9 protein-coding genes are annotated in these 11,955 nt (G+C 69.0%); 4 read left to right on the plus strand and 5 right to left on the minus strand.

What is annotated here, in order from left to right; translation table 11 throughout:
- Positions 1 to 17 precede the first annotated feature (17 nt).
- Positions 18 to 4,103, plus strand: a complete 4,086-nt coding sequence (locus ACO073_RS30360; RefSeq protein WP_422003204.1) for a di-heme-cytochrome C peroxidase — start codon at positions 18 to 20, stop codon at positions 4,101 to 4,103.
- Here ACO073_RS30360 and ACO073_RS30365 read toward each other — a convergent pair whose 3' ends face one another.
- Positions 4,104 to 5,915, minus strand: coding sequence for an adenylate/guanylate cyclase domain-containing protein (locus ACO073_RS30365; RefSeq protein WP_422003206.1), 1,812 nt, complete (start codon positions 5,913 to 5,915; stop codon positions 4,104 to 4,106).
- A gap of 214 nt (positions 5,916 to 6,129) precedes the next feature.
- Between ACO073_RS30365 and ACO073_RS30370 the strand changes: the two genes are divergently transcribed.
- Entirely contained in the window at positions 6,130 to 6,711 is a 582-nt protein-coding gene (locus tag ACO073_RS30370; RefSeq protein ID WP_422003208.1) for a hypothetical protein, read from the plus strand.
- Positions 6,712 to 7,100: 389 nt separating this feature from the next.
- Here ACO073_RS30370 and ACO073_RS30375 read toward each other — a convergent pair whose 3' ends face one another.
- Positions 7,101 to 7,424 carry an NIPSNAP family protein gene (locus ACO073_RS30375; protein ID WP_422003210.1) on the minus strand — a complete coding sequence of 108 codons (324 nt, stop codon included), beginning with the start codon at positions 7,422 to 7,424 and terminating at the stop codon, positions 7,101 to 7,103.
- A gap of 103 nt (positions 7,425 to 7,527) precedes the next feature.
- The gene (locus ACO073_RS30380) at positions 7,528 to 7,983 is read right to left on the minus strand and encodes an SRPBCC family protein (protein ID WP_422003211.1); all 456 of its coding nucleotides are present in this window, start codon (positions 7,981 to 7,983) and stop codon (positions 7,528 to 7,530) included.
- A 128-nt stretch (positions 7,984 to 8,111) separates the two neighbouring features.
- Between ACO073_RS30380 and ACO073_RS30385 the strand changes: the two genes are divergently transcribed.
- A complete protein-coding gene (locus ACO073_RS30385) occupies positions 8,112 to 8,933 on the plus strand; it encodes a glycoside hydrolase family 25 protein (RefSeq protein ID WP_422003213.1) in 822 nt (273 codons plus the stop codon).
- A gap of 94 nt (positions 8,934 to 9,027) precedes the next feature.
- Positions 9,028 to 10,113, plus strand: coding sequence for an AI-2E family transporter (locus ACO073_RS30390; protein ID WP_422003215.1), 1,086 nt, complete (start codon positions 9,028 to 9,030; stop codon positions 10,111 to 10,113).
- Here ACO073_RS30390 and ACO073_RS30395 read toward each other — a convergent pair.
- Positions 10,110 to 11,246 (minus strand): polysaccharide biosynthesis/export family protein, encoded by a 1,137-nt coding sequence (locus tag ACO073_RS30395; RefSeq protein ID WP_422003216.1) that lies wholly within the window; start codon positions 11,244 to 11,246, stop codon positions 10,110 to 10,112. The two genes, ACO073_RS30390 and ACO073_RS30395, sit on opposite strands and share 4 nt — an antisense overlap.
- 126 nt (positions 11,247 to 11,372) lie before the next feature.
- Positions 11,373 to 11,546: a hypothetical protein gene (locus ACO073_RS30400; RefSeq protein ID WP_422003218.1), complete on the minus strand. Its 174-nt coding sequence runs from the start codon at positions 11,544 to 11,546 to the stop codon at positions 11,373 to 11,375.
- Positions 11,547 to 11,955 lie beyond the last annotated feature (409 nt).

Raw genomic sequence — 11,955 nt, forward strand, 5'->3', positions numbered from 1 at the left:
CCGGGGACTGAAGGGGCATGGGCAACTCGTCGCCGATCTACGACGCTTCGACCCTGGCGGTTGTCTGTCAGGGCCTCGGCTTCTCCGAAGGGCCGATCGCGCTGCCCGACGGTTCGGTCCTGCTGGTCGACATCAGGAAGCAATGCCTCACCCGGGTGCTGCCCGACGGCTCGCAGGTGGTGGTGGCGAAGATCCCCGGCGGGCCCAATGGCGCCGCCTTCGGACCCGACGGCAGGCTCTACATCTGCAACAACGGCGGCTTCGAGTGGCAGCAGTTTCCGCTGCCCGGCGGCCAGGTGATCTCGCTGGGCGAGCGCCAGGCGAAGGACTATGCCGGCGGCTCGGTGCAGGTCCTCGACCTCTCCACCGGCAGGCTCGAGACGCTCTACACCGACTGTGCCATCGGCACCGAGATGGGCGGTCTCCGCGCGCGCGTGCCGAGGGAGGTGCCGTCGCCGTCGCGGCTGCGCGGCCCGGACGACCTGGTGTTCGACTCCTCGGGCGGCTTCTGGTTCGCTGATTTCGGCAAGTCCCGCGGGCGCGACAAGGACATCACCGGCATCTACTACGCCCACACCGACGGCTCCTACATCCGCGAGAAGATCTTCCCGCTCGACGGGCCGAACGGCATCGCGCTCTCGCCCGCCGGCGACCGCCTCTACGTGTCGCTCACCTTCCGGCGGCAGCTCCTCTACTGGGAGCTCGACAGGCCCGGCAGCATCCGTCCCAACCCGGCCACCGTCGACGGCGCGTACGTGCTGAACGCCGCCATGCCGGGCGACCTCGATTCCATCAAGGTCGACTCCGAGGGCAACGTGCACGCCGTGACCATCCTTCCGTCCAACACGCCCCTGTGCAACGGCGGGATCACCGTGGTGTCGCCGTCGGGCGAAATCGTCGAACGCTTCGAGCTCGCCGTGCCGGGCAAGGCCATGCCCATGCCGTCGAACCTGTGCTGGGGCGGCCCCGACGGCCGGACCGCCTGGATCACCGGCGGCGGCTCGGACGTGCTCCTGAGGGTGCGCACGTCGGTGGCGGGGCTGCCGCCGGCATACCCCGCCGTCGTGCCGCAGGCGACGGGCGGTGCCGGGAGCGAAGCGGTGCCGCAGGCCGGGCAGCCAGTCATGGAATCGCGGACCGATCCGCCGACCGCGCGCGCCGGCTTCAAGATCTGGCAGATCGTCCTCCTGCAGTTCGTGGCGATGGCGAAGTCGGGGCTCTCCCGCCGCGGCCAGCATCCCAAGCAGCATGGCGTCGTGCGGGCGACCTTCGAGGTGCGGGACGACATCCCGCCGGCGTACAAGGTCGGGCTGTTCGCGAGGCCCGGCCGCTACGACGCGCTGATCCGCTTCTCGAACGGTCCGCAGGTCGAGGACCGTGCGGAGGGCCCGCAGGGCATGGCGATCAAGCTGCTCGGCGTGACGGGCGAGAAGATCCTGCCCAACGAGAGGGATGCCCAGACGCACGACTTCATCCTGATCGACAGCACGGTCTTCTTCGTGCGCAACATCGAGTCGTACCTCCGCCTGTTCAGGGAGCTGGTGCTCAAGTTCGGCGGCAAGCCGACCGAATGGCTGGCGTGGCTCGGGGCGAAGCATCCCGAGGATCTCTCGGTCGTCTCGAACTATCACAACCATATCTCCGACAGCCCGCTGACCCGGGTGTTCTGGAGCCAGGTGCCGTATGCCTTCGGCGGCGGCCGCACGATCTGCCGCTACAGCGCCGTGCCCGGTCCCGGCAACGGCGGCCCGCCGATCCCGACGCAGGGCCGCGACGGCAACTACCTGCGGCGGGCCATGGTCGAGCAGCTCACCGTCGAGGCGCGGCCGGCGACCTTCGAGTTCCGCGTGCAACTGCTGCCCGACGCCACGCCGGACGACATCGACACGCCGACCGTCGAATGGAACACGCCCGAGCAGATCGTCGCCGACATCACCATCCCCGCACAGGTCTTCGACACGCGCGACCAGGATGCCTTCGGCGAAGGCCTGTCCTACACGCCATGGCATGCCCTGCCGGAGCACAAGCCGGTCGGCGAGATCAATCTCGTCCGCCGCTCGGTCTATGCCGCGACCTCGCGGCTCCGCCACATTGTGAGGCTGGCGCGGCGCCGCGAGCCGATGAGCGTGCTGCCGCCCCCCGCACCGTGGCGGCCGGTGTGGCGCTGGGCGACGCTGGTCGTCATCGCCGGCCTGCTGTCCTGGGGCACGGTCGCGGCCGTCAAGCTCTCGACGGGCCTGGCCATCCCGCTGCCGACCTATCCGTCGGTCGCGAAGTCGGTATGGATGGAGCAGAACTGGAAGCCGGGCGACCGCGAGTGGTACCACCACGCCAACCAGGGCGGGCAGTTCCCGCCGATGATGAACGTGCCGTACGAGTGGTTCGTCGCGCTGGAGCAGCCGAGGCCTTCGCTCGGCGATGCCGGCGCGTTCTCCGATCCGGCGTATCTCGACCGGTTCGGGCTCATTCCCTCCAGCACCGAGGCCGGTGCCTACGACTGGCGGCACTGCCGCGAACCCGATTCGACGGCCGGCTACCAGACCGGCCAGCAGCTGCTGACCTGGCGGCATCGCCTGCCGGTGGGACTGGCGTGCAGCGACCCGGCCGCCCAACCGATGCTGCTGCCGGACGGACGGCCGTGGCGCAATCCGGGGACGGGCGGAACCATGGGCATGCTCGGCCTGACGTGCGCCGCCTGCCACACCGGCCGGTTGACCTACCGCGGCACCGAACTGCTGATCGACGGCGGCTCGGCGATGATCGACCTCAAGAGCCTGAACGAGGCGATCGCCGTGTCGCTGTTCCTGACCGATATCGATCCATGGCGCTTCAGGCGCTTTGCCCTGCGGCTGCTGGGGGCGGATGCGAACGACGAGTCGCGCGCCGCGCTGCGCGACCAGCTGGCTGCCGCGGTCGTGCGGGCCAAGGCGCTGAAGGCGCTCGACGACGCCGTCGAGCCGCTCGGCACCAGGGAAGGCTTCGGACGGCTCGATGCCCTCTCCCGCATCGGCAACCAGGTCTTCGCGATCGATCTCGAGCGGCCCGGGAACTACGCCGCCACCGCCGCACCGGTGCACTTCCCCCGCATCTGGGACACGCATTGGTTCCCGTGGGCCCAGTACAGCGCCTCGATCGGCCAGCCCATGGTGCGCAATGCCGGCGAAGCGCTCGGCACCGGGGGATCCGTCGCGCTCGCCGGCACGCTCGTGCCCGGCGGCAGCCTGACGGCGCCGCTCTACGCGTCGACCGTGCAGATCGGCAAGCTCGGCGACATGGAGACGATGCTTGCCGGAGGACAGCCGACCGAGGAGCGCGGCTTCACCGGCCTGCATCCGCCGAAGTGGCCGGAGGAAACGCTGGGACCGATCGACGTCGAGCTCGCCCGGCGCGGCGCCGGGCTCTATGTCGAGATCTGCCAGCATTGCCACCTGCCGTCGAAGCGCAATCCCGCGTTCTGGGAGTCCGAGCACTGGACCGCGCCGAACAAGGCCGGGCAGCGCTATCTCAAGCTGGTCGAGGTTCCGGTGGAGGAGGTCGGCACGGACGCGACGTACCTCGAGACCGTCGCCAGCCGCCGGGTCAAGGTGCCGCCGGAGCTGGGCCTCACGGACGACAGGTTCCTGTTCGCGCTTCGCGACGTCGTCGGCAGGACGACGAAGGCCTGGTACGACAGCCGGAAGATGGATCAGGACGAGCGCGACAGGATGGACGGCAACCGCGACAACGATGTCCGGCTGGAGGCGATCTACAAGGCCCGTCCGCTGGACGGCGTGTGGGCGACGCCGCCCTACCTGCACAACGGTTCCGTGCCGACGATCGCCGACCTGCTGTCGCCGGTGAAGGATCGACCGGCCAGGTTCTGGCTCGGCCATCGCGAGTACGATCCGGCGAAACTGGGATATCGTCACGACGAGCTGGCGGGCGGGTTCCTGCTCGACACCTCGCGGGCCGGCAATCGCAACACCGGCCACGCCTTCGACGATTCCTATGGCAAGCCCGGGCAGGGCAGGGGCGTCGTCGGCCGCGGGCTCGCGCCCGACGAGCGGCTGGCCCTGATCGAGTTCCTCAAGTCCATGGGAAGCGACAGGGAGCCGATGCCCTGATCAGCCCTCCGGCACGCCCGCCTTGCGCAGTCCCTCGACGACGCGCTGGCGCTGCGCGAGGAAGGTCGGGTTGTCGCTCGACGCACCGGCGCGGTAGCGGCGCATGGTGAACGCCGGATGGAGGGCGAGGCCGGCGCGCACGGCCTCGTGTGCCTCGTCGAGCCGGCCGAGATGCGCCAGCGCCGCCGCGAGCAGGAAGTTGGTGTAGGGGTTGTTGCGGTTGAGCGAGAGGGCGCTGCGCAGCAGCTCGACCGCCTCCTCGTCGTTGCCGAGGAAGAGCTTGGCGTCGCCTGCGATGCTGAGCCATGCCGCAACGAACGGATCGCGCGGGCTGAGGCGCAGGGCCTCCTTGATGTGGGCCTCGGTCTCCTCGCTGCGGCCGATGCGGTACTTCGCGAGCCCGATCATCGCGTGGGCGGGGGCGAGGTTGCAGTCCAGCTCCAGCGCCTGCGTGCAGGCCGCGATGCCCTGGACCGCGCGGTTGGTCTGGATCAGCGTCAGCCCGAGGAACAGGTGGGCCGCCGCATGCTCCGGGGCGAGCAGCAGGGCCTTGGTGAGCGCCGCCTCGGCCGCCGCCAGCCGGGCGCTGCGGTCGTCGCCGGCGTAGAGCGACACGCTGAGCGTGTCGACATAGGCTGCCCAGACCATCGCATCGATATTGTCGGGGTCGAGCGCCAGGGCGCGCTCGAAATGGTCGCGCGCCTGGGCCAGGCTGTCGGGCGTGTTGCCCCGGTTCAGGATGGCCATGCCCTGGAAGTAGAGGTCGAGCGAATCGGGCGTGGGCGTCCGTTCGGCGCGTCGTGCCTCGGCGCCGATCAGCTGTATCCCGAGCTGCCGCGCAAGGCGGGCCACGATCTCGTCCTGCATGTCGAACAGGTCGCCCGTGGGCTTGTCGAAGCGCTCCGCCCACAGGTGGTTGCCGGTGGCCGTCTCGATCAGCTGGACGTTGAGCCGCAGGCGTCGGGCGCCTTTCTGCACCGAGCCTTCCAGGGCATAGCGCGTGTTCAGCTCGCGGCCGACCTGCTGCACGTCGACCGACTTTCCCTTGTAGGTGAACGCCGTGTTGCGCGCGATGACCAGCATGCCGCTCATCCGCGACAGGTCGGTGGTGAGGCTCTCGGTGATGCCGTCGACGAAGTATTCGTCGTCGGGGGCGCCGCCGATGTTGCCGAACGGCAGGACCACGATGGAAAGCCGCGGCGCTTCCCGGTTGGCCGCCGGGCCGGGCCGCGATGCCGGCGCGACGTTCGTACGGGCCGGCACGGCCGCCGGGGCCGGCCAGTCCTCCGCCTTCCAGTCGACGCGGTAGGCCAGGATCGGCCGCTCGATATTGTGCAGCGAAAGCTCGCCCATCGCGTGCAGCGTGGCCTTGAGCCGGCCGGTGACGGCGTCGTGGATGGAGCGCGAGACGACGATCCCGCCCGGCGGCGCCTCGGCCTCGAGCCGCGCTGCCACGTTCACGTCGTCGCCGTAGATATCGTCGCCGTGGACGATGACGTCGCCCAGGTTCAGACCGACCCGGAACGGGATGGCCTCGTCGCCGACCAACCCGCGATTGACCTCGGCCATGGACTGCTGGAACTCGATGGCCGCGGCCAGCGCGTCGACGGCGCTGGCGAACTCGACCAGGGCGCCGTCGCCCTTCAGCCGGATGATCCGCCCGCCGTGCCGCGTGACGACCGTGCCCAGCCGGCTGTCCATGTGGTGCAGGAGCCGCGCGACGGTGCCGCTCTCGTCGCGGCCCATGAGGCGCGACGAGCCCACGGCGTCGGCAAACAGAATCGCTGCCAGTCTCCGCTGCTCGCCAGCCAATTGACCCGCGCTCCCCTGCTTCCCGCGGCAATGGTAGGAGGGCGCGCCGGTGCCGGCAATCGGCTCGGCGACCGGGCGGCACCGCGCATCGGCAACATTTGAATTCGGCCACGCCTTTCGCGCGCCCCGGCGGAATGTTAACCTTTGACGACCTTTCGCGACGTGCCGCGGAGCATTCGGCGGAACGTCGGACCATAACTTTCAGGACCCATTCATGCCCGATGGCGCGGCTCTCCCGGTTCTCGACCACGACCTGGCCGACGACGAGCTTCAGTGGATGAAGTCCGCCTACGCGGATTTCAGCAAGGCGCGCGACGCGGCCGGTCCCGGCTTCGACCCGAAGGAAGCGCTGCGCGCCATCCTGGCCCGTCCCGAGTATCGCCTGTCGGCCGACGCGCCGGATCTCAGCGGGCCCGGCCCGTGGCGTCTCGGCCAGAACCGGCACGGCCGCGGCGTCGCGGCGGTGTTCCTGCCCAGGGTCGAGCTGCACACGCACATCGCGAGCCGCACCGACCAGTTCCCGATGTACGTCGTGGGCGAGGCCGAAGGCTTCTCGCTCGACGCAAACGGCAAGCCGGTGCTGGAGCCGGTGGTCGGCGGCAGCCATTTCCACAACGCGCCCGGCGCGCCGCATGCCTTCGTGCCGAAGGTCGGGGTCGCGAAGCCCGACAACTGGGAGATCGCCTTCATCGCGATCACGCCGCGCAACCTCAAGGAGGATACCCACCGCGTGTCCGACGAGGTGCGCGCGCTCTACAAGCAGGCCGTCGGCCAGGACGCCCCGCTGGGCGTCTGACGCCGGGCTCCTGCAGACAGTGCAGGCACGCGCGGCCATCGACACAAGGAATGGCGTGATCGCCTGCCAGGGCGGCCAGAGGTGGGGCGCCCCGGAGCCCAAAAAGTCGCAAGAAAAGAACCCGCCGAGGCAAGCACGACAGTCATTGACGGATAAATACGTAAGTTATAGTCTGGCGCCGTCGCGCTGCTTACTCGCGTCCCGCTCTATACATCGTCCACGGAGACCTGCGGCTGCGGCCGGCGAGCCCGCAAGGGTATCGCATGTGGTCAATCTCTTCGTCATCCCGAAGCCGCCTGAAAGGCGGCGCAGCGAAAGCCCAACGGCCCCGCGCCTCCATCATCTTAACTATCTAAACCATCCGAATTCCGGCGCCGGACTGCCCGTGCCTACTGCACCGTCGAGCGCGGCGTCGGCACGATCCGCTGGATGTGCATCTTCTCGCGGTCGAGGTAATCCGGCACGCGCGGCGCGATCTTCGTCTTCCAGTGATCGGTCTCGTACACCGCCTTGTACAGCGCCTCGCGTTCGGCCTCGCTGTCGAAGCGGCGGATCCAGACATAGGCGGACTCGTCCGTCTCGCCGCGGAAGCTGCCGCAGATCACCATGCCCTTGGACACCTGGAAGGGGATGATCTCCTCCTCCATGAACTTCACCCAGGCGTCCATCTTGCCGGGCCGCACGAAGTACTGGCGAAGTTCATAGAAGGCCATGCTGTCGTCTCCCCCTCGGGTATTGCCGTCGCCGCCTGCAAGGCGGCCCGCGGCGCATCATGGCCGCCGGCCGGGGCAGGGGGTAGCGGAAAGGACAGGTCGCTCACGCCTTCGCGCCGACCTTCGCCTCGACGTTGGCCTTGATGTTGGCGAGGCCCTGCCTCGCTTCCTCGTCCAGGCGCCGGACCTGGTCGTCGGTCGGCGCCTTCGGCCGCTGCGGGTTGCGCAGGATGCGCGTGAAGCGCGTGCCGCCCGGGGCCGGCTCGAACGTGTACTGCGCCACGATCGGGCCGATGAAGCTCGTGTCGGTGAGCCCGATCCACAGCGTCGGCGCCTCGCAGGCGATCACCACCCAGTCGAGGTCGACGCGGCCCGAACGCGTGCTCCAGTGCTCGTGGAACGTGTCGCCGAACCCCATCGGCCGGTCCTCGCAGTCGATCTGGTGCGAGGAGGGCAGCCATTCCGGCCACGATTTCGGGTTGGTCACATAGTCGAAGATCGCCTGCGCCGGCGCGGCGATCACGATGCTGTTGCTGTGCTTGAAGGGAACGGTCTTCATGGGGCCACCGTCGCGGGTTGAGGCGGACGCATCATAGGCGCCGGAGGAGGGGACGCCACCGGGACGAGCCGCGAGATGTCGATCAGCGGACTCTTGTCGCGCGCGGCAGGACTCCTACACTTCGTCCCATGATCTCGCGCAGGACCATCCTCTCCGGCCTTTCCGGCCTCGCCGGTTCCGCCGTTGCCGGCTGCAGCAGCTCGCGGCAGACCGCCTCGGTGCCCTACAAGATGCCGATCGCCCCGCCGCCGCCCGATCGCGCGTCGCAGGGGATCGACGCCGTGATCGACATCAGCAAGTTCGTGACCGTCACGGACTTCCGCCAGGTGCGCCGGAGCGGCATCCAGGGCGTCATCCACAAGGCCACCGAGGGCGGCGACTATGCCGACCCGATGTGCGCCGCGCGGCGGCCCCAGGCCGAGGCGGCGGGCCTGATGTGGGGCACCTATCACTACGGCACCGGGCAGATGCCGGGCGAGCGGCAGGCGGCCTACTACCTGTCGGTGTCGCGGCCCGGGCCGCGCACGCTGCTGGCGCTCGACCTCGAGGCCAACGAGAACAACCCGTCGAATTCCATGCGGCTCGACCAGGCCGAGGCCTTCGTGCGCGCGGTGGCCGACGCGACCGGTCGGCTGCCGGTCGTCTACGTGCATCCGACCTGGGCCAACGGCGAGCCGCTGCCGAACTCCGGCCTCAGCCTCGGCGCCCGCATCACGCCGGCCTCGATCCTGGCGCGTTGCAGCCTGTGGATCGCCGACTATCACGATTCGCCCGAGGTGCCGTTCGCCTGGGAGAGCACGGGCTGGCGGCTCTGGCAGTATGCCGGCGACGAGAGCGCCGCCCGCCCGGCCTACGGCCAGACGACGATCGTGGAGGGCGTCAGCCACTGCGACCGCAACCTGTTCAACGGCGACGCCGATTCCCTGCGCGCGTTCTGGGGAGCCCGCTGACCTGAACCGCGCGCGCGGCACGCCGCGCTCGCAACTCCGTCCGCCGCCGGACGTTGGCATCGACCGCGCAGCTCCGAACCTGCAGGCCAACCCCGTGCAAGTCGCCCCCTCCGATCGCTCCTTCTACTGGCGGCTGCTCGCGACCGCGGCGTTCGTGTGCGGCCTCTACCTGGTCTGGCGGCTCTATTTCCTGCTGCTCCTCCTGTTCGCCGCCATCCTGGTGGCGACCCTGCTCACCGGCTTTGCCGGCTTCGTGGCGCGGCACACGCGCCTGTCGGAGCGCTGGGCGCTGGTGGTTGTGACGCTCGGCCTGGCCGTGCTGCTGGCCGGCGCCACCTATCTGTTCGGCGCGCGGCTGCAGGTGCAGTTCGCGCACGCGATGGAGCGCATCCCCGGAGCGATCGACGCCGCGGGCGAGTGGATCGACGTCTCGAATGCCGCGGAGAAGCTCTCGCAGGCGCTGTCCGACAGCGGCATCCGCTACGTCCCGCAGGCCGCGTCGGTGGGCTATGGCGTGCTCAGCACGGTGAGCGCCGCCATCCTGGTGGTGGCTGGCGCGCTCTACCTGGCCGCCGATCCCGGCGTCTACCGCAGGGGCCTGTCGAAGCTGTTCCCGCGCCCCATGCGGCCCGAGATCCTGCGCCTCATGGATACGCTCGGGACCACCTTCCGGCTGTGGTTCCTGGGCCAGCTCGTCTCCATGGTCCTGGTCGGTGTCCTGTCGGCCGGCGCCTACTGGCTGATCGGCCTGCCGATCCCCTTCGCGCTGGGCGCGCTCGCGGGGATCACCAACTTCGTGCCCATCGCCGGGCCGTTCCTGGGCGGCGCGCCGGCCGTGCTCTTCGCCTTCACCCAGGATCTCTCCGCCGTGGCCTGGACCGTGGGCGCGATCTTCGTCATCCAGCAGGTCGACGGCAACGTGGTGAGCCCGCTGATCCAGCGCCAGGTGATCCGCCTGCCGCCCGCCGTCCTCCTGTTCGCCCTGGTGGCGATGGGCATCCTGTTCGGCTGGCTGGGCATCATCCTGGCGGCGCCGCTCACCGTGGCGGCCATGGTGACCGTCCAGAAGCTGTGGGTGCGCGAGGTGATCGGCGACGAGGTCGAGGTCGCCGGCGAGGACGCGAAGGCCGACGGTGCTCCATCCTCCCTGGTCACGCGCCCCCGTGCGGACTCCTGCTAGTAGGAGGATGTAAGGGAGATGTTCCCCTGCATGACGCTCAGGATGGAGAACGTGCGGTAGATCGACGTCAGGATCTTGTCGTACTCGTACAGCGGCGCGTTCGTGACATAGATAACATCGCGAGCCTGCAAGCCGAACTGCTGTGCGACAAAGATAGACACCGGCTGGAAGAGGTCCAACCGGAAAACGCGCGCACGCGCCGTGGGATTTGTGTCCAGGTCGCCCATTCTGAACACATAAACGCCGGTTTTGTTGGCGCGCTGGTCCGACAGGCCGCCGACCGTGCCCAGCGCCTCGAGCAGGCTGAGATTGTGCTTGGACATCTCGACGTTGCCCGATTTCTGCACGGCGCCCAGCACGGTGAACACGCGCGGGTTGGGCCGCACCACGATCTCGTCGCCTTTCTGGACCGGGATGTCGCCGCCGGCGAGAAGGTCCGAGAACTGCGCCGTCAGGATCATCTGCCCGTCGCGCCGCACGACCACCTGGATCTGGTTCGCCGCCGAGCCCGTGGCGCCGCCGGCGCCGCTGCTGCCCATCGGGCCACCCGCCTTGTTGATGGCGTCGACGACCGTGCGGACGTCCTCGAGGATCGAGACGCGGCCGGGATTCTTGACGTCGCCGGCGACCATCACCGTGAGGTTGCGCGGCGCGTCGAACTCGACGATGACCTCGGGCTCCTGCACCTTGTTGCCGAGCTGCTGGATGATCCTGCGCTCGATCTGGTTGAGGTCGAGGCCGGCCACCCGGACGACCCCCACCACCGGAACCTTGATGGTGCCGTCGGGCTCGACGCGCTGGATGCCGAGGTCGGCGCTCTGTCCCTGGATGGTCGGAAAGATGTTGCCGCCGTAGCGCTCGAAGATCCGGACCTTCAGCGAGTCGCCCGGAGCAACCGTCAGCTTCTGGGCCGGCGAGAGATGGCTGGTCGACGAGGGCCGGTCCGGCGTGACCGGTTGCCGGTAGGCCGCGACCGTGGTCGGCGTCAGGTCGATGACGTCGAACGGCAGCGCCTCGGTGCTGGTCGTCTGCGCGCCCCCCATCCAGGGTCCGTCGCCCGGCAAGGCCGTACAGGCTCCGATGCCCAGGGACAGGCCAAGCAGGATGCCGGCGATTCGCGCGAAGGTCAGCAACGGCGTGTGCCGTGCCTGGGTTTCGACAGGGGAGAGGAGATGCCGAAGGCCCCCGGTTCGATGGCGAGGAGCCTCGGCTCTCGCGACGTCGACATTCCTCGACGCGCAAGCCCGGCGAGCCAATGCCTACTCACGCGTCCATACCCTTCCAGTCGTCGCGATCGGCGGCAGGGGTTGCCCCCCGGATGCCGATGCCGTCGCTCCCTCGCGGGTCCGCGCGTGGGGCAGGATCAGCACGCGCACGCAATAGAGCGCGGACAGAAGCAGGGCGATCAGGATCAGGGTTCGGCGGCCGCTCATGAGCCCCGATATCGTTGTCCGTTCCTCCCGTTTCCAGAGAACGGCGGCGCTTGGTTATTGCCGGTGGTTTCCATCGGGCGTCACGAAACATCCGGAAACGCGAATCAGCGGGAGGCCTCGTGTGTTTCCAGTTGTTTCCAGTTGTTTCCAGGAGGGCGACAGACAATCACCGTTGCAATCGGAGGCTTGGCGATCGGCATTGCCGGACGGCAGGTTCTCCCGGCGCGCCTCTGCTTGTTGCCCGACTTTTCTGGCCGCCCGACCGAAACGTCCCGAAGCGATTCGTCGGTGCGGCGCAATGGCTGGAGCGGGTTGTCCTTCCGTACAGAAGAAATCCCGCTCCACCTCGGACGCGGAGGCAGGAAAGGTATTGTGGATATGAACCTCGTCGAAGTCTGGGGACAGCCCG

Origin of the sequence: Reyranella sp. (assembly GCF_965229815.1) — a bacterium.
In the GTDB taxonomy this organism is placed as follows: domain Bacteria; phylum Pseudomonadota; class Alphaproteobacteria; order Reyranellales; family Reyranellaceae; genus Reyranella.